The sequence below is a fragment of the Streptomyces sp. NPDC004126 genome (assembly GCF_050275515.1).
Lineage (GTDB): Bacteria > Actinomycetota > Actinomycetes > Streptomycetales > Streptomycetaceae > Streptomyces.
In genome coordinates this window covers 50,888-68,300 of the sequence record NZ_JBNNPF010000025.1, presented here as the reverse complement: position 1 = coordinate 68,300, position 17,413 = coordinate 50,888, and the positions used below count along the sequence as shown (strand labels likewise).

The following is a 17,413-nucleotide window of genomic DNA, read 5'->3' as shown; positions in this document are numbered from 1 at the left end:
CCCAGGCCTGCGCCGAAGTTCTGGGGGAACCCCCAACGCGGGGGGAAGCGATGGTCGGAACGCACAGCCGCCGCGGCCTCAGATGCTGTTCCACAGCTTGCGCCAGAAGTCGCTGCGGACGTCGCGCAGCCAGTGACCGGCGGAGCAGGTCTGCTTGGGCGCGCCCGGGAAGGGCTGGGGGACCGGCCGGCCGCACCACCGGCAGGGGCGGGTGCGGCGGGCCGTCGGGAAGCGGGACCAGGACCATGCGCGGAACCGGTCCAGACGTCCCTGCGCCGGCTCGGGGTCCGGGTCCGGGTCCGGGTCCGGGTTCGGGTTCGGGTTCGGGTGCGGGTCCGGGTGCGATGCTGCCATGTCCCCAGTGAACCGGCGGGCCCCGGCCCGGGGCCACGGTCGGGGTACTCACCCCGCCGGGTACCCGCTACTCAGTTCCGCGGTGCGGGGCACCGGGGGCGGTGCCCCGCGTCCGGCGGGTGGGGCGGGCTCGTCAGCGGGTGGTGTAGCCGCCGTTGAGGAAGAGGGTCTGGCCGTTGGCCCACCAGCCGTCGGTGAGCATGTGGCGGACCCAGGGGACGATGTCCTCGATCTTGGTGAGGTCGCCGTTCATCGCGGAGGACTTGTGGTACGCGACGGAGTCGTCGTCCTCCGCCGGGTAGAAGAAGGACGTGTCCATCGGCCCGGGGGCGATGTTGTTGACGGAGATGTTGCGTCCGAAGAGTTCCTTGGACAGGGCGCGGGTGAAGTGTTCGACGGGGGCCTTGCTGCCCGCGTAGGAGGAGTAGAGGCCGGTGTAGGCCGCGAGGAGCGAGGTGACGATGGTGATGATCTTGCCGCCGTCCTCCATGCGGCGTGCCGCCTCGCGCATCACGAAGAACGCGGCCTTGGAGTTGACCGCGAACATCTGGTCGTACTCCTCCTCGGTGATCTCGGTGAGGGGCTTCTTGAGGACCATGCCGGCGGTGTTGACGCTGATGTCGAGCTTGCCGTAGCGGTCGAGCACCTCGTCGAAGACCCGCTCGACCTCGGCGACGCGGGTGAGGTCGCCCTGGATCGCGAAGGCCTCGCCGGGGCCGGCGTTGATCTCCGCGACGACGTGCTCGGCCTTGGCGCGGGAGGAGTCGCTGTTGTAGTGGACGGCGACCTTGGCGCCCTCGGCTCCGATCGTCGTGCTGATCAGGCCGCCGAGGTTGCGGGAGGCTCCGCCGACGAAGGCGACCTTCCCGTCGAGGGTCTTGTCAGGAGTCTTCACCATGGCTGTCTCTCCTTCTCTCCTTGTGGGGGTGGCTCAAGGGGGGGTGGGCCCTTCGGGCACCGTGGTCCGGCGCACCCGCGTTCAGCAGCATGCGCGGTGTCCGGGGGGAGGTTCTTGAACGATCCGCGCGGGCGGTGGGACGATCCGCTCATCCGGCGGCCGGCACCGGCCGCCACGGCGGCGCCCCGTACGGCGACGGAGGTCGCGCCGGCGGGCGCGGGCGGGAAGAATCACCTGCGTGGCCGCTTCCCGTGTCAAACCAGGTCTGGAGTCCCTGAGCAGCAGCGCCCGGGACATGGAGCACGCCGTGGTGGAGCGGGTGGTGGAACACCCCGCCGAATCCCATGGCGCCCCGCCGACCCACGTCCTGGTGGTCCACACCGGGACGTCCGCGAGCCTGTCGTGGAACGCGGACGGCACGGCCCGCCGGGCCCGGTTCCACCCCGGTGAGGCACTGGTCAATCCCGCCGGGTACGCCTCCCGGCCCCGCTGGCAGGAGGACGTGGAGCTGCTGCTCCTGTCCATGGACGCGGGGTGGCTGGAGGCGTACGCGCAGGAGGGCGGGGGGCGGCCGGGCGGACGTCTGGAGATCGCCCCGGACTTCCACTTCACCGACCCTCTCCTCACTCTGCTCGTGCAGCGCCTGGTGGCCGAGTACGAGGCCGGCACGCCGGTCGACACCCTGTACGCGGAGTCACTGGTGCAGGCGGCGGCCGCGATCGTACTGCGGCGGTGCTCCGCGGGCGGTGAGCCGCGCCCGCGCGGGGGCGGTCTGCCGCCCCGGCGGCTGGCGGAGCTGCGCGACTACGTCCACCTGAACCTCGGCCGCCGCATCACGCTGGAGGAGCTGTCCGCGGTCGCGGGCGTCAGCGCGGCCCATCTCAACCGGCTGTTCCGGGCCTCGCTCGGCGAGACCCCGCACCAGTACGTGCTGCGGCAGCGCGTCGAGCGGGCCCAGAACGCGCTGCTCCACAGCGACGACAGCATCGCCGACATCGCCGCCGCCCACGGCTTCGCCGACCAGAGCCACCTCACGCGGGTGCTGCGGCGGGCGACGGGCCTGACGCCCCGGGTGCTGCGCGAGGACGGGGCGCGCGGTCAGCCGTTGTCGTAGTCGTCGTCCGAGTCGGACCGGGCGGTGACCTTGCCGGTCGTGGCGTCCACGGAGCCGTCCCAGGTCTTGCCGTCGGATCCGCGCACCTCGACGTGCCAGGAGGCCGCCTTGCCGTTGTCGTCGTCGGAGTCCCACTCGACGGCCCACGCCTCGCCCGGGTGGGCGGCGACGGCGGCCTTGACGGCCTGCTCGGCGGTGACCTTGGCGGCCAGCAGGTCCTTGTGCTCGCCCGCGTCCTCGTCGGTGTCCACGCTCTCGCGGGTCACCTTGCCGTTCGCCGCGTCGACCGTCAGCTCGGCGTGGCCCTTCCCGTCCTTGGTGATCACGTCCACGTGCCAGACGTCGCCGTCCCGGTCGAGGGACTCGACCACCCCGGGGTAGTCCTTCAGGGCCGCGGCGGCGGCCCCCTCCGCCGTGGTGTCGGCCGGGGCGGCGGCGGGAGCCGTCCGTACCGCGTCGGCGGGCGCCGCGACGGCGGCGGCCGCGGGGCCGCCGGCGAGCAGGACCACGGCCGCGGCCGCGGAGACGTACAGGTTGCGCTTCATGGGCTCGACCTCCTCAGGCCGGCCAGGACCGCGGAGACGCGGTTGCCCGGTGCGGGCGGCCGGCAGCGAGCGTTCCCGCCCATTGTGGGACCGGTCGCCGCCGCCCGCCGCCCGGAGCCCGGCCTCCTGATCGGCCACACCGTCGCCGGCCGGCCCTACCGCCGCCGACCGGACGGGTATCCCCCCTCCCCCTCTCCGGCCCTCCGGCTCTCCGACAGGGGAATGAGCCCTTTTCGTCCCCTTGACGATATGACGGAACCCTCTTATCGTCGCGTTGACGAAATGAAGGGGGTTCGCCATGGCCGACATCACCCGGCGCCTCGGCTGGCGCCATCTGCGCTCCGCGCCCACCGCCCACATCCGCCACCACAAGCGCGGACGGCTGGTCCACGACGGCCGGGGGCTCAGCTTCTGGTACCGGTCGCTGTCGGCGGCGCTCTCCGAAGTGCCGGTCGACGACCGGGAACTGGCCATGGCGTTCCACGCCCGCACGGCCGACTTCCAGGACGTGACGGTGCAGGCCACCGTCACCTACCGGATCAGCGACCCGGCGGCGGCCGCGGACCGGCTCGACTTCTCCGTCGACCCGGACACCGGGAGCTGGCGCGGCGCGCCCCTGGAACAGATCGCCACCCTGCTCACCGAGACCGCGCAGCAGCACACGCTGGACGTACTGGCCCGGACCCCGCTGGCCGCCGCCCTGGTCGACGGCGTCGCGGCCGTGCGGCAGCGGGTCGCCGACGGTCTCGCCGCAGAGCCCCGGCTCCCGGCCACCGGCATCGACGTGGTGGCCGTGCGGGTCGTGGCGATCCGCCCCGAGGCCGAGGTGGAGCGCGCCCTGCGCACCCCGGCCCGCGAGCAGATCCAGCAGGAGGCGGACCGGGCCACGTACGAACGGCGGGCGGTCGCCGTCGAGCGCGAGCGGGCCATCGCCGAGAACGAGCTGGCCAGCCAGATCGAACTGGCCCGGCGCGAGGAGCAGTTGGTCGACCAGCGCGGCACCAACTCCCGCCGCGAGGCCGAGGAGAAGGCGGCGGCGGACGCCGTCCGGACCGAGGCCGAGGCGGCCCGCAAGGTCCGGCTGGCCCGCGCGGACGCCGAGGCGGCCCGTGAGACGGGCGCGGCGCGCGCCGAGGCCCAGGCCGCCTGGCTGCGGGTGCACGGCGAGGCCGGCCCGGGCACGCTGCACGCCCTGGCGGCGACCCGGCTGGCGGAGAACCTGCCGCGGATCGAGAGCATCACGCTCTCGCCCGACGTCCTCACCGGACTCCTCTCCCGGCTCGGACGCCCGGATGGCGGAGCGGGCGAATGAGCCTGGCCCCGCGGGCGGTGCTCGTGCACCGCAGGACCGAGTACGAGGAACTGCTCGCGCGGCACGGGACGCACGGGCAGGCCGCGTTCTTCCTCTCCAGCCGCGGCCGCTCGATCGACGAGGTGGCCCGCCGCCACGACCGCGCGCAGCAGGCGCTGCGGGAGGTGGCGGCGGCGGTGCCGCTCACCTGGCGCTCCACCCGGGTGGAGCGGGCGGACCTGGACCGCTTCCTGTTCGGCCCGGAGGACGTCGTGGTCGTGGTCGGACAGGACGGCCTGGTCGCCAACACCGCGAAGTACCTCGGCGGGCAGCCGGTGGTGGGCATCGACACCGACCCGGGGCGCAACCCGGGGATCCTCGTCCGGCACCGCAGCGCCGACGCCGCCGCCCTGCTGGGCGCCGCGACCGCCGCCGGGGGCCGGACCGAGGAGCTGACCATGGTCGAGGCCGTCGCCGACGACACCCAGCGCATCGTCGCCCTGAACGAGATCTACCTGGGGCCGCCCGGCCACCAGACCGCCCGCTACCGCCTGGGCCCCGACGGCGAGGCGGGCCCGGGCGAGGCCCAGGCCTCCTCCGGGGTGCTGGTGGGCACCGGTACGGGAGCGACGGGCTGGCTGCGCTCCCTGTGGCTGGAGCGCGGCAGCACCGCCGCGCTGCCCGCGCCGTGCGACCGGCGGCTCCTGTGGTTCGTGCGCGAGGCCTGGCCGTCGCCCGCGACGGGCACCAGCAGGGTCGCCGGTGAGCTGGGGCACGGGCAGGGGCTGCGGCTGACCGTGGAGTCGGACCGGATCGTGGTCTTCGGCGACGGGATGGAGGCCGACGCCCTGGAGCTGACGTGGGGTCAGAGCATCCGGCTGGGCATCGCTCAGACCTCGCTGCGCCTGGTGACGTGAGCGCCGCGCGCCGGGCGGGACGGCGCGTGCGGCCGCGCGGAGTCCGCATCGTTTCTGCGTGCCGCCCCTTCACCCGGCCAGGTGGTTTGGGCCGTGGATCCCCCGGCCCGGTCTGGGCGTGAACGGCCCGGGCCGGGACGCTGGACAACGGGGTCGGACGTGGCCGCCGCGCCGGGGAGGCGGGAGTCAGCAGATGAAGGTCAACTTCGCGAAGTTCCAGGGCTCGCTGCCGTACGCCTCCGAGCTGTACGGCGTCTACCAGCCGCTGCTCGGGTGGCGCTCGGCCCGGCTCGCCGAGCGGTTCGCCGCCACGGGCCCCGCCATGCGCCGCTCGCTCGCGGCGGCCCTCACCGAGAACATGCGCCCCTCCTACACGGTGGCCCCGGCCTCCGCGGCGGCCGCCGCGCCCGCCCTGACGATCGAGCCGGGCGCCCCGGTGCCCTCGGTCGCCTCCGCCCTGCCCGGCACCGTCGACTCGGTGGTCGCACGGGAGCTGCTGGCCCGGATCAAGAGGGCGGACCTCACCGATCCGGCCGTCTGGGACCGCTTCGTGGGGCCGGGGCCCGACGGGCTCGCCGCCCTGCTGCGGATCGCGGAACAGCGGATCGCCCAGGGCGGTGTCATCGTGCACGCCGCGTCCGACGGCCCGCAGGCGGCCGGCGCCGACTCCGCGTCCCTGGCCGCCGCGCAGGAGTCCCGCGTCGCGGGAACGCTGAAGAACCTGCAGGCCGCCGGCCGGTACGACGTACTGCACGCGATGTTCGCGACGGGCGGCCACCGGGTGGACGTGCGGGAGGTCGACGCCCTGGCCGGCCTGCTGGGGGGCGGGCCGCCCGGGTCGCCGGGAGCGCGGGGCCCGGCCGCCGTCGGCGCCGGGCTTCCCGAGGCCTCGCTGTCCCCGCTCGGTGTCGTCCACCTCTTCCGCCAGTACTTCTTCGAGTTCGACTCGTTCCTCGGCCCCCCAGTCCAGCACATCTGGCTCAGCCCCGGCGCTTCGGTGGAGCTGATCGAGGTCTCCACCCGCCGCACCCTCACGGAACGGACCACGGAGGCCTCCGAGGAGACCACCCGGCGCGACGAGCAGGAGAGCCGCTCCGAGGACGAGCTGTCGGCCTCGGTCAGCGAGGAGAACCAGAGCAGCAGCAAGTTCGGGGTGAGCCTGGAGGCGAGCACCAGCGGCAAGCTGGGGGTCTTCAACACCCAGGCCACCGCCCGTACGAGCTACGACTCGTCGGAGGCGCGCAAGACCGCCAAGGAGCAGACCCACAAGCAGCTGCGCCAGCAGACGATCAAGCTGTCCACGGAGATCAAGCGCAGCTTCAGGTCGACGTTCAAGACGGTCGTGGAGACCACCGACACCTCCAGCAAGCGGTACCTCCTGCAGAACACCACCGACAAGCTCGTCAACTACGAACTGCGGCGCAAGATGCGCCAGGTGGGGGTCCAGGTCCAGGAGATCGGCACCCAGCTGTGCTGGCAGACCTACATCGACCGGCCGGGCGACGAACTCGGGGTCGCCGAGCTCGTGCACGTCGCGCAGCCCCCGCAGGGGCAGGTCCAGCCCGCCCAGCTCGTGCCGATGCCCGAGCAGTACCAGGAGACCGTCGAGGGCACGTACAAGGGGCCGGACGACGACTACTTCGACGACGCTCTGGCGGACCTGCTGCTCTATCCGAAGTACGGGTACGAGTACAAGAGCCACACCAACGTGCAGTGGCTGAGCAGCAACGTCGCCGATCTGCGGATCAGTCCGTTCGCGGCGGGCAGCAACCGGCTGAGGCTGCGGATCGCCGGACACAGCGGTGACGACGGCGAGATGTTCCCCTACCGGTTCACCGTCGACTACGGCCCCACCGCCGCCTACGTGGAGCAGGTGAACAAGGTCAACGCCGAGCGCCTGAAGGAGGTCGACCAGGAGAAGGAGCGGCTGGCGAAGGAGGCGTTCTTCAAGGCGGCCCAGGAGCGGGTGAAGCTCGCCGCGGGCATCGGCCCCCGCCGCTTCGAGGACCTGCGGGAGGAGGAGCGGATCATCGTCTACCGCCACCTGATCCGCCAGCTCTTCAAGGGCAAGGGCCTGTCCGGCATCAGCAGCCAGACCCAGCACGTCATGGCCGAGCTGGTCCAGGCGTTCTTCGACGTCGACCGCATGCTGTACTTCGTGGCGCCCGAGTGGTGGGTGCCCAACAAGCTCGCCGTGAAGGAGGACCTCGGCTTCGAGGGCTCGGGGACCACGGAGAAGGAGTTCGAGAAGAGCACCGTCGTCGGCTGGGGCGGCACCGGCAACACCGGCGAGGACTACTACATCACCGCCGACTCCCGGCCCGCCAGGCTGGGGAGTTCGCTGGGCTGGCTGCTCCAGCTCGACGGCGACAACCTGCGCAACGCCTTCCTCAACGCCCCCTGGGTCAAGGCCGTCGTCCCGATCCGCCAGGGCCACGAGTTCGAGGCGCTGGACTGGCTGACCAACGCGGGCGTCGAGGGCACCGACGGACTCGACGCGCTGTACGCCGAGTCGGTGCCGGGCGAGCGCGGCCGCATGCTGCTGGTGCTCAAGCGGTACGCCTGGAGGGACCCGGAGCTCGGCGCCCGCTACCGCGACCTGCCGGCCGACGCGCTGACGGTGCACGACGCCGTCCGCTACCTGGCCGTCGTCGTCGGCGGCGACTGGCAGAAGTCGCGGACGAAGGTCAGCGACCGGCTCCCGGACGGCACGCCCGTGAACTACCTGCCCACCGACAAGGTCTACGAACGGGGCTTCGACCCGCTCGGCGAAGGGTTCCAGGCCGACGGCACCGAGCCCTTCCAGGTGTTCGACCAGTGGATCGAGGTCATGCCGACCGACCAGATCGTCGCCACCGAGGTCCGCTACGACCCGAAGACCGGGATGCAGCTCTGAGATGGCGACGACCCGCCTGACCTTCGCCGTGACCGACGTCCTCGGCCGCCCGCCGCAGGCCGGGACCGTCGCCGAGGTGAAGCTGACGTGGACGGACGCGCAGGGGCCGGTGACCCAGCGCGCCACCGTCCCGCTGGACCGCCCCGTCACCCGGGCGGTCCCGGCCGAGGAGTGGAGCCGCATCGACCTCGACGTCGCCCACCCCGACTACGCGCCGGAGTCGGTCGCGCTCACCCGCAGCAGCCCCGACGCCCCCGTGTACTGGGACAACCGGGGTGTCGGGGTGACCCGTGACGGGGACGGCCTCAGCCTCACGATGGAGCTGGGCCGCATCCGCCAGTCGCCGGTGACCCCGCCGCCGTTCACCGGCACGAGGGCCCGCGGCGACCAGCCGGGGGTGTTCTTCCGGGAGGTGCCGGGCCAGCCCCGGAGGTACGCGGTGCTGAACACGCCCGCCCCGCCCGCCACGCCCCTGTGGCTGGAGAAGGTGACCGTCCGCACCCTCACCGACGCGGCGCCGGCCCGCGCCGAACAGGAGGGCTGGGACCGGTTCCGCACCACCGACCAGGTGGTGGCCCTGGCGGACACCGGGGGCTTCCTCTGGCTGGAGTACGGCGCCAACGACGACGCGCACCCGCCGCAGCCGCGCTTCCTGGTCGCCGTCTGGGCCCCGAAGCAGCCCCCGGCCCCGTCCTCCGTCCCGTCCGTGGACGTCGTCTGCTACTTCACGCCGTCCACGGCGACACGCGGCTATCCGGTCTCCGCGTACCCCTTCCGCACCAACTACCCGTACAGCGTCAGGCGGGACACCGCGGCCGACCAGCCGTACGTCGTCGTCGGCTACCGGCACCTGTTGCGGGACCTCAATCTCGTCCAGGCGCAGCACGTCTCGGGCCGCCCGGCGGTGGTCGTCGTCCCGGTCCTGCCCGCGCTGCCCCCGGGCAAGGAGAACGAGAGGTTCGCCTGGCAGCCGTTCAACTCCCAGGAGGGCACCCACCGCCTCCTGCTGGAGGTCGTGCGCTTCCTGCACCGCTTCGGGTACGGCGGCTCCGGTTCCGGCACCGATTTCAGCCGCTGGCAGGGCAGCACCGCGCCGGTCGGCCTGCTTCCCCCGCTGCCCACCGCGCGCCGCAGCAGCTCGGTGGCCACTCCCCCGCCGGCCCTGGGAAACGTCACCGTCTCCGGGTTCAGCAGCGCGATCATGGGGATCTTCCCGCTCCTGACCCGGAAGGAGATCTCCCTCCCCGACCGCTTCCCGCGCCACCTCTTCGGCGGCGACGCGGCCGCGTTCCAGGCTGTCTGGCGCGAATGGTGGGACCTCGACCTGGAGCTGAACGCCGAGGCCACGGGCATCAAGGCCGCCGAGTACGAGCGGCTGCTCCTGCGGTGGTTCGCCGCCGGGAACGACCGCCGGCTGCGCCTGTACCACTGCGACCACACGATGGGGACCACCCCGCCGGCCCTGCGGTTCGCCGCCCTCGCCGGGCTCCCCCACAAGGCCGGGGTCCTGCCCGGGCTCGCCGAGGAGTGGCACTCCGAGGACGGCCGCTGGTCGGCCGCGTTCTACCGGGCCGGGCTCCTGCGCGCCAGGACCCGGCCGGCCGGCGTCCTCCCGCTCTTCCCCCTGGAAGCGGCCGACGCCGGCCTGATCCACCCGTTCACGGCGGCACTCGGCTTCGGCCACGCGTCAAAACTGCGCGCGGTCTGAGCGCCGACGCCGTCACCGTCGGTGTGCGGGTCAGAGGACCGTGACGGTGACACTGGGCGAGGACACGTCACCCGACTGCACCCGCAGTTCCTCCGCGCCCTTGGTGTTCAGCTTGGCGTCCATGGCGTAGCTGCTGCCGTTCTTGACGACGGTCTCCGCCTTGAGCGTGTTCCACTTCCCGTTCTTCCTGTGCTGCAGGACCACCTTGCTGCCTATCTTCAGCCCCTTGGTGCGGCCGGTGACATGGACCGTGTCCCCCGCCTTCACTTGCGACTTGTCCACGGTCATGGTGAGGCTCCCCTGTTCGGCGCCCACGCTCGGGGTCGCCTTCGGGGATGGCGTCGCGGCGGCGTACGAGGTCGCGGCGGCGCCCGCCAGCAACGTCGCGGAGAGGGTGGCAGAGGCGAGGGCACGCAGGATGGACTTCACGGTGGCTCCCGTCGGGACTGTGCAGGAATCCCCCCTCCCACCTCCGAGGCTAGTGGCCGCCCGGCCGCGGACACCGGCACGCTCCGCCGAACGGGTGACACCCGCGAGGCCCCGGGCGGCCGAGCCTTCAGGGGCGCAGCCAGATGGGATTGGTGAGGGCGGCGGGCGGCCCGGGGAGGGGTGGTGCCTGGGGCGGGTGCCGGACCTCCGCGCGGACGTACGCGGTGCGGGCGGGTGTCGTCCGCCATTCGAGGGACGTCGCGGCGGGGACGGTGAGCACCAGGCCCTGGTCCGTCACCAGCCGCAGGTCACAGCCCTCCGCCCCGGTCACCGACAGGCGGACGAGGACCTCCGCGGCCGGCCCGGCCGCCGTCAGCGCCTCCCCGATGCCCGCGTGGGCCCCGTGCCGGGTGACGGCCGTGAACTCCACGGAGACGGCGGAGGATTCGGCGGCGTAGGCGCGTCCGGAGCGCAGTCCCGCGACTATCGCCCCGCGGGACAGGTCGTCGGCGAGGACGACGGTCTGGGGTCCGCCGAGGCGGTCCGGGTCTCGGTGGTAGTCGCTGTGGGCCAGGGCCGGCAGCCAGCGGCCGGCGTCGCCGGTGCACAGGAGGCCGTCCCAGGAGGCCAGGGACACCTCGTCGTCGGGGGTCCAGGCCCCGTTCCACACCTCCACCGCGTCGGCCTCGGCGAGGCCGAACTTCCAGGCGCAGCCTATGCAGGTGGCGTGCGGGTGGGCGGGGACGACGAGGCCGCCCGCCTTGCGTATGGCGCCGGCGAAGCGCGCGAAGCGGCCTTCGCGGGCCCGGTAGCGCCAGTCCACGAAGGTGCCCGGGTCGGTGCCCACGGCCAGGACGTGGCCGGTGCGGGTGGTGATCTCCTCGCCGGTGAGGACGAGGAGCCCGCTCTCGGCGGCACCCGCCCAGGCGGTGTGGGAGCTGTGCGTGTTGTGCTCGGAGCTGTTGACGAAGTCCAGGCCCGCGGCCCGCGCTAGGCCGATGATCTCGGACGGGGTACGGCGGCCGTCCGAGTGCACGGAGTGGACGTGGCAGTCCCCCCGGTACCAGGCGCGTCCCCGGCCGGGAACGCGCTCGGGCGGGTAGGCCGCGCGGGCCGGGGGTGCCGGTTCGCCGTGCGTGAAGGTGACGGTGATCTCGTACGGCATGCCCTGCGGGGCGACCGTGTAGGGGCCGAGCGCTATGTGCCAGCGGCCCGGCTCCAGCGGTCCCGGCAGGTAGCCGGGGGTGGCCCCGTCGGCACGGACGAAGAACTCGGTGCGCGCGCCGCCGGACCAGCCCCTGAAGCCGCGGCCGCCGAGCGCGGTGCCGCGCTGGTCGAACAGGCCGATGTCGAGGGCGTTCCCCGGGGTTCCGGGCGGGGTGGGCGGCTTGTCGTAGCGGTAGGAGACGTGCAACTCGCGCACGCCCGGCGGGACGAGCAACGGCACGTACACGAAGTCGGGGGCTCCCTGCGGGATCGTGCCGTGCAGGGACTCGGTGGTGGTGTTCGGTGCCGGTGACGCGGGTGACGCGGCTGCGGCGGTGGGCGGGGTGGAAGAGCCGGCGGCGACGGTGGTGGCCGAAACGGCCGCCTGCGCGAGCAGTGTTCGTCTGCTGAGGGCCATGCGGCCAAGGCTCGCGGCGGAAGGTGAACGCGGTGTGAATGCCGGCGGCGGCGCGAGGTCCGCGACGGCCGCCGCAGGGGGGCGGTGCTCACCCGTTGGTGTGGATCGCGGCCCTCCAGTGAGCCCAGCGCGGCCCGCCGCGCGCGGTCGGCCGCTGTGGCCCGAACAGGCTGAGGCCTGTCCACTGGGAGCCGCCGGCCCACTGCGCCCCGGCGGTGAGCCGACGAAGGGTCTCCATGTCCACGTCCCCGTTCACGTCCTCCACCTCCCCCTGCGCACCCCCGGGCGCGTCGGTCTCCGTGTCGGCCCCGGGCCGCAGGAGAGCCCCGCGCCGGAACGCGGCCGCGGCCGTCGCCGCCGGTCTGGCGCTCGTCCTGGCCCTGCCCGCGACCGCCCTCGGCGCACCGGGGGACCTCGATCCCGCCTTCGACGGAGACGGCAGGGTCGCCACCGACTTCGGTGGCGGCGGCTACGACGAGAGCCGCGGCATGGTGATCCAGCCGGACGGCAAGATCGTCACTGTCGGCCTCACCGTCCCCGCGGCAGGCGGCTATTCCGACTTCGCGCTGGCCCGCTACAACCCCGACGGCAGTCTCGACACCACTTTCAACGGCGACGGCGACAACGACGGCAGGATCCAGACCGACCTGCGCGGCGGCGACGACGTGGCCGACGCGGTGGCGGTGCAGCCGGACGGGAAGCTCGTCGTGGCCGGCTACAGCGCGGAACCCGACACCGCCGGGTCGTTCACCGTCGCCCGTTTCAACCCGGACGGCAGCCTCGACACCGCTTTCGGTACCGGCGGCTTCGCCGTCACCGACTTCGGCACCGGCGGCGCGCAGGAGGCCTACGGGGTCGTGATCCAGCCCGGCGGCGCCATCGTGGCCGCGGGCGAGAGCGGCACCGACGTCGCCGTCGCCCGGTACAACGCGGCCGACGGCAGCCTCGACACCAGCTTCGACGGCGACGGCAAGGTCACCACCGCCTTCGCGGGCGGCGCCGCGGGCGCGCGCGACGTGACGATCCAGTCCGACGACAAGATCGTCATCGCGGGCCGAGCCGGCTACAACTACCCGTCCGAGGACTCCGACTTCGCCCTCGCCCGCTACAACCCGAACGGGAGCCTCGACACCGACTTCGACGGCGACGGCCGGGTCACCACCGGCTTCGCCGGACCCGACGTGGCCGGCGGGGTCGAGGTGCAGCCCGACGGGAAGATCGTCACGGCGGGCTACGCCTACTTCGACTTCGCGCTGGCCCGCTACAACCCGAACGGCAGCCCGGACACGGCCTTCGACGGCGACGGCAAGGTCACCACCGATTTCGGCGCCAACACCCTGGACCGGGGCACCGACCTGGCCCTCCAGGCCGACGGGAAGATCGTCGCCGCCGGCATCAGCCTGGCCGACTTCGCCGTGTCCCGCTACAACACGGACGGCTCCCTCGACACCGGCTTCGCCGCCGGCGGCAAGGTCCACACCGACGTCTCCTCCGGCTACTACGACACCGGCAACGCGGTGGCCCTGCAGACCGACGGGAAGATCGTCGTCTCCGGCAACACAGGCGACGACCGGGGTCTCGTCCGCTACCAGGTCACCACCCCGCCGCCGCCCGGCGTGGACCTGGCCGTCACCAAGACCGGGCCGGGCTCCGTCAGCATCGGCGACCAGGCCACGTACACGGTGACGGTGACCAATACGAGCACCACCGCCACGGCCACCGGCGTCACCCTGGCCGACACCCTCACCGGTTCCGGCACCCTCCTGTCCGCCACCCCCGCCCAGGGCACCTGCACCCTCTCCGCCACCACCGCCAACTGCGCCCTCGGCACCCTCGCCCCCGGTGCGCGGACCACGGTCAGGTTCGTCGCCGAACCCCGCGCGACCGGCACCCTCTCGGACCGGGCCACCGCCTCCGCCACCCAGACGGACCCGGCGACCGCCAACAACACGGCGACGGCCGCCACCACCGTCAACAACGCCCGGGGCTGCACGATCATCGGCACCAGCGGCACCGACACCCTCACCGGCGGCTTCGGCAACGACGTCATCTGCGCCCTGAGCGGCAACGACACCGTCCGGGCGGGCTACGGCAACGACACGGTCCACGCCGGCCCCGGCAACGACAACGTCGACGGCGGCTTCGGCAACGACACCCTCATCGGCGGCTCCGGCAACGACACCCTGACCGGCTACTACGGCGACGACCGCCTCGACACCGTGGACGGGTTCTCCGGCAACGACAGCGCCAACGGCGGCTTCAACACCGACACCTGCACCACCGACCCGGGCGACACCCGCACCAGCTGCCCCTGACGGCCGTTTCACGGCTCCGGCCCGCCAGCCGTGCCGGGGCCGGTCGACGGCCTCCTGATGCAACACGGTGTTCACCACAGCGCGCACCCGGAGTAACAACCGCTTTCTAACGTGACCGATCACCGAACCAAGGTGACGGTCCGTCATGCGACCTCACCACCCCTCCCCGGCCGGCAAAGGCGCCACTTGGGGCTCCGCACCACAGCACCCGCACCCGCCGTACCCACCGGGAGGCCCCGCATGAGAACCACCGAGTCACGACGGACCGCTGCGGGCGCCGCGGATTCCGCCGCGGATTCCGCCGCGCCCGCCGTTCAGGCCGCCAGGGAGACCCTGGAGGACTACACCCTTCGGTTCGCGCCGCGCAGCTACCGGCGATGGACCCCCATGGTCGTGGCCACCACGGCCCTCGGCGGCATCGCCTACATGGCCGACTTCTCCATCGGCGCCGGCATCGGCCTGGCCCACGGCACCGGCAACGCCCTGGTGGCCATCGCCGTCGCCGCCGTCGTCATCTTCGTCACCGGCTTCCCCCTCGCCTACTACGGGGCGCGCTACAACATAGACCTCGACCTCATCACCCGCGGCTCCGGCTTCGGCTACTACGGGTCGGTCCTGACCGGCATCATCTTCGCCAGCTTCACCTTCATCTTCTTCGCCCTCGAAGGCGCGATCATGGCCCAGGGCCTGAACCTCGGCCTCGGACTGCCCCTGTGGCTGGGCTACGCCGTCTCCACCCTCATGGTGATCCCGCTGGTCGTCTACGGCATGAAGGCGCTCAGCAAGCTCCAGGTGTGGACCACCCCGCTCTGGCTGCTGCTCATGGTCGGTCCGCTGGTCTACCTGCTCGCCAACGATCCCGGCTCCTTCGACCGCTTCCTCGCCTACGCCGGCACCGACGCGGACGGCGCCGTGAACACCGCCTCCGTCATGCTCGGGGCGGGTGTGTGCCTCTCCCTGATCGCGCAGATCGGCGAGCAGATCGACTACCTGCGCTTCATGCCGCCCAAGACCGAGGCGAACAAGCGCGCCTGGTGGACCGCCGTGGTCATGGCCGGACCCGGATGGGTCGTGCTCGGCGCGCTCAAGCAGGCCATCGGCGTCTTCCTCGCCGTCCACGTCATCGCCGAGGTCGGACCGGCCGCCGCGCCGGAGCCCATCCAGCAGTTCCGCGGCGCCTTCGAGGAGATGATGCCCTCCTGGACGGTCGTCCCGCTGGCCGTGGTCCTCGTCGTCATCAGCCAGATCAAGATCAACGTGACGAACGCGTACTCCGGCTCGCTGGCCTGGACGAACTCCTTCACCCGCGTCACCCGGCACTACCCCGGGCGCATGGTCTTCGTCCTGGTCAACCTGGCCTTCGCGCTCGCCCTGATGGAAGCCGACATGTTCAGCTTCCTCAACAGCGTCCTGGGCTTCTACTCGAACTGCGCGATCGCCTGGGTGGTCACCGTGGCCACCGACATCGGCGTGAACAAGTACGTACTGAAACTGTCCCCGCTCCAGCCGGAATTCCGCCGGGGCATGCTCCACGCGGTGAACCCGGTGGGCGTGGTGGCCTTCGTGACCGCCTCCGGCCTGTCGATCGCCGTGTACTTCGGCCTCCTCGGCGACGGCCTCCAGCCGTACTCGCCCGTGGCGGCGGCCGTCATCGCCTTCGCCGTCACCCCGCTGATGGCCGTGGTGACCAAGGGCCGCTACTACCTGCGCCGTACCGACGACGGCATCGCCGAGCCCCTGCTGGACCCGGACGGCAACCCGAGCGCGGTCACCTTCGACTGCCACGTCTGCCGGCAGTCCTTCGAGCGCCCCGACGTCGCCGCCTGTGCCGCGCACGACGCGGTCGTCTGCTCGCTGTGCCTGAGCACCGACAGGACCGGCGGCCACGTCCTGCCGGCCGCCGGTTGACCCTGCGGGAGACTCCGCGGCGGTCAGACCTTCCACAGCTGGTCGATGTACTGGGCGTCGCAGTCGACCTGGCGGACGGGGGCACCGTTCTCCTGGGTCTGCCACGGGACGTACAGGCAGCGTCCGCTCAGTCGGTTGCGGATCTGGTAATTGCCGTTGCCGACAGCGGTGAACGTCCAGACCTGGTCGATGTACTGGGCGTCGCAGTCGACCTGGAGGACGGCCGCGCCGTTCTCCCGGGTCTGCCACGGGACGTACAGGCAGCGTCCGTTGAAGGCGTTCCGGATCTGGTACTCGTCACCGCCGAGAGGAGTGATCTTCCAGACCTGGTCGACGTACTGGGGGAGGCAGTCGAACTGGATGGCCGCGGCGCCGTTGTCCGAGGTGCGCCAAGGGACCAGGACGCACTTGCCGCTGAGTACGTTGACCAGGGATGCCGTGGTGAACCGGACCTGACGCAGCCACTGCGCCAGGTCGTCCACGCGCGCGGAGACCGCTCCGGTGCGCGTCTCGCCCGAGGGCGTCCCCAGGCATCCACCCTGCCAGGAGCGGGAGTTGACGGCCACGAGCCGGTTCGCCGAGTCGAGGAGGGGGCCGCCCGTATCGCCCTTGCACAAGGCGTCCCCGCCCTTGCCGGTGACGGCGAGGGCGGTGGCGGCGGTGGAGTCGAGGGTGAAGGCGCCGGTGCGGGGCGCGTCGGGGACCCAGGTGGTCCTCGTCCGGCCGAAGCCGACCGCGGTGAGGGCGCTGCCGGCGGCCGGGGCCGTATCGGCGAGGGTGGCCGGGGTGATGGACGTCGCGGGCTCGGCGAGGCGCACCAGTGCCGCGTCGCGGTCGGTGCGCGGAACGACCTCTGTGATCCGCGAGGACGTGCCGTTGCTCAGGACGGCCTTGGCCTGGACCGCCGGCGCGCCGGGCTGGACGGGGCCGCCGGGCACGGTGGCGAAGCAGCTCGCCGCCGTGAGCACCCAGTAGCGGTCGACCAGGGTGCCGGTGCAGGCGCGCGCGTCGGCCTCGTCCCCGAGGGCGAGGCGGACGGCGTACGGGTGCCGGGTGGCGGTGGTTTCGGGTCCGGTCACTGCGTTGGCGGTGCCGGCCTGGACGGATCCGGAGGCCACCACGGCGGCGGCGAGGAGGCCGCCGAGCCGGGCGGAGTACGGGCGGTGTGCGGGCATCACAGCATCCTTGTCGACGGAGTCCGCCCCGCCGCGGTCACTGCGGGGCGGCGGGGCGGGCTGGGGAAGGGGGAGAGGGGAGAGGGGCGGTCGTCTAGGGCAGTTCGACGGCGTTCCAGTCCCATCCGGCACTGGCCGGAACGCCCGCACTCGCGGTGAACGGCTGAATGTGCCCGGCCGCGTCCGACAGGCCCGTGAACATCCTGATCGAACCGTCACCGAACCGGTACATCATCCCC

General features: G+C 72.8%; 13 protein-coding genes. 7 read left to right on the top strand and 6 right to left on the bottom strand.

The window, feature by feature from the left end; genetic code table 11:
• Window positions 1-78 precede the first annotated feature (78 nt).
• Together ACQKM2_RS23390 and ACQKM2_RS23385 are read right to left on the bottom strand one after the other, a co-directional pair.
• Entirely contained in the window at window positions 79-354 is a 276-nt protein-coding gene (locus ACQKM2_RS23390) for a hypothetical protein (protein WP_427712713.1), read from the bottom strand.
• A 133-nt stretch (window positions 355-487) separates the two neighbouring features.
• The gene (locus ACQKM2_RS23385; RefSeq protein WP_427712710.1) at window positions 488-1,252 is read right to left on the bottom strand and encodes an SDR family oxidoreductase; all 765 of its coding nucleotides are present in this window, start codon (window positions 1,250-1,252) and stop codon (window positions 488-490) included.
• Between the two features lie 238 nt (window positions 1,253-1,490).
• Here ACQKM2_RS23385 and ACQKM2_RS23380 point away from each other — a divergent pair, with 238 nt between their 5' ends.
• Window positions 1,491-2,366, top strand: a complete 876-nt coding sequence (locus ACQKM2_RS23380; protein WP_427712708.1) for a helix-turn-helix domain-containing protein — start codon at window positions 1,491-1,493, stop codon at window positions 2,364-2,366.
• Here ACQKM2_RS23380 and ACQKM2_RS23375 read toward each other — a convergent pair.
• Window positions 2,351-2,911, bottom strand: coding sequence for a PepSY domain-containing protein (locus ACQKM2_RS23375; RefSeq protein WP_427712706.1), 561 nt, complete (start codon window positions 2,909-2,911; stop codon window positions 2,351-2,353). The genes ACQKM2_RS23380 and ACQKM2_RS23375 overlap by 16 nt on opposite strands.
• A gap of 298 nt (window positions 2,912-3,209) precedes the next feature.
• Here ACQKM2_RS23375 and ACQKM2_RS23370 point away from each other — a divergent pair, with 298 nt between their 5' ends.
• From ACQKM2_RS23370 to ACQKM2_RS23355, 4 genes are all read left to right on the top strand, one after another.
• Entirely contained in the window at window positions 3,210-4,223 is a 1,014-nt protein-coding gene (locus ACQKM2_RS23370; protein WP_427712703.1) for an SPFH domain-containing protein, read from the top strand.
• A complete protein-coding gene (locus ACQKM2_RS23365) occupies window positions 4,220-5,119 on the top strand; it encodes a hypothetical protein (RefSeq protein ID WP_427712700.1) in 900 nt (299 codons plus the stop codon). Before ACQKM2_RS23370 ends, ACQKM2_RS23365 begins: the two co-directional genes overlap by 4 nt.
• A gap of 193 nt (window positions 5,120-5,312) precedes the next feature.
• Window positions 5,313-8,015 (top strand): hypothetical protein, encoded by a 2,703-nt coding sequence (locus ACQKM2_RS23360; protein WP_427712697.1) that lies wholly within the window; start codon window positions 5,313-5,315, stop codon window positions 8,013-8,015.
• Between the two features lies 1 nt (window position 8,016).
• Entirely contained in the window at window positions 8,017-9,723 is a 1,707-nt protein-coding gene (locus ACQKM2_RS23355) for a hypothetical protein (RefSeq protein WP_427712694.1), read from the top strand.
• Between the two features lie 30 nt (window positions 9,724-9,753).
• Here the strand turns inward: ACQKM2_RS23355 and ACQKM2_RS23350 are convergent, their stop codons facing one another.
• Both ACQKM2_RS23350 and ACQKM2_RS23345 read right to left on the bottom strand, forming a co-directional pair.
• Window positions 9,754-10,152 carry a hypothetical protein gene (locus ACQKM2_RS23350; protein ID WP_427712692.1) on the bottom strand — a complete coding sequence of 133 codons (399 nt, stop codon included), beginning with the start codon at window positions 10,150-10,152 and terminating at the stop codon, window positions 9,754-9,756.
• Window positions 10,153-10,279: 127 nt separating this feature from the next.
• Window positions 10,280-11,776 carry a CehA/McbA family metallohydrolase gene (locus ACQKM2_RS23345; protein ID WP_427712689.1) on the bottom strand — a complete coding sequence of 499 codons (1,497 nt, stop codon included), beginning with the start codon at window positions 11,774-11,776 and terminating at the stop codon, window positions 10,280-10,282.
• 236 nt (window positions 11,777-12,012) lie between these two features.
• Between ACQKM2_RS23345 and ACQKM2_RS23340 the strand changes: the two genes are divergently transcribed.
• The gene (locus ACQKM2_RS23340; protein WP_427712686.1) at window positions 12,013-14,091 is read left to right on the top strand and encodes a calcium-binding protein; all 2,079 of its coding nucleotides are present in this window, start codon (window positions 12,013-12,015) and stop codon (window positions 14,089-14,091) included.
• Between the two features lie 240 nt (window positions 14,092-14,331).
• On the top strand, window positions 14,332-15,999 hold the full coding sequence (locus tag ACQKM2_RS23335; protein ID WP_427712683.1) for a purine-cytosine permease family protein: 1,668 nt from the start codon (window positions 14,332-14,334) through the stop codon (window positions 15,997-15,999).
• A 23-nt stretch (window positions 16,000-16,022) separates the two neighbouring features.
• Here ACQKM2_RS23335 and ACQKM2_RS23330 read toward each other — a convergent pair whose 3' ends face one another.
• A complete protein-coding gene (locus ACQKM2_RS23330) occupies window positions 16,023-17,174 on the bottom strand; it encodes an RICIN domain-containing protein (RefSeq protein WP_427712680.1) in 1,152 nt (383 codons plus the stop codon).
• Window positions 17,175-17,413 lie beyond the last annotated feature (239 nt).

Coding starts and splice junctions, on each gene's coding strand:
- ACQKM2_RS23360 (WP_427712697.1), top strand. CDS start 5,313: ATGAAGGTCAACTTCGCGAAGTTCCAGGGCTCGCTGCCGTACGCCTCC.
- ACQKM2_RS23365 (WP_427712700.1), top strand. CDS start 4,220: ATGAGCCTGGCCCCGCGGGCGGTGCTCGTGCACCGCAGGACCGAGTAC.
- ACQKM2_RS23340 (WP_427712686.1), top strand. CDS start 12,013: ATGTCCACGTCCCCGTTCACGTCCTCCACCTCCCCCTGCGCACCCCCG.
- ACQKM2_RS23370 (WP_427712703.1), top strand. CDS start 3,210: ATGGCCGACATCACCCGGCGCCTCGGCTGGCGCCATCTGCGCTCCGCG.
- ACQKM2_RS23345 (WP_427712689.1), bottom strand. CDS start 11,776: ATGGCCCTCAGCAGACGAACACTGCTCGCGCAGGCGGCCGTTTCGGCC.
- ACQKM2_RS23385 (WP_427712710.1), bottom strand. CDS start 1,252: ATGGTGAAGACTCCTGACAAGACCCTCGACGGGAAGGTCGCCTTCGTC.
- ACQKM2_RS23355 (WP_427712694.1), top strand. CDS start 8,017: ATGGCGACGACCCGCCTGACCTTCGCCGTGACCGACGTCCTCGGCCGC.
- ACQKM2_RS23335 (WP_427712683.1), top strand. CDS start 14,332: ATGAGAACCACCGAGTCACGACGGACCGCTGCGGGCGCCGCGGATTCC.
- ACQKM2_RS23375 (WP_427712706.1), bottom strand. CDS start 2,911: ATGAAGCGCAACCTGTACGTCTCCGCGGCCGCGGCCGTGGTCCTGCTC.
- ACQKM2_RS23330 (WP_427712680.1), bottom strand. CDS start 17,174: ATGCCCGCACACCGCCCGTACTCCGCCCGGCTCGGCGGCCTCCTCGCC.
- ACQKM2_RS23390 (WP_427712713.1), bottom strand. CDS start 354: ATGGCAGCATCGCACCCGGACCCGCACCCGAACCCGAACCCGAACCCG.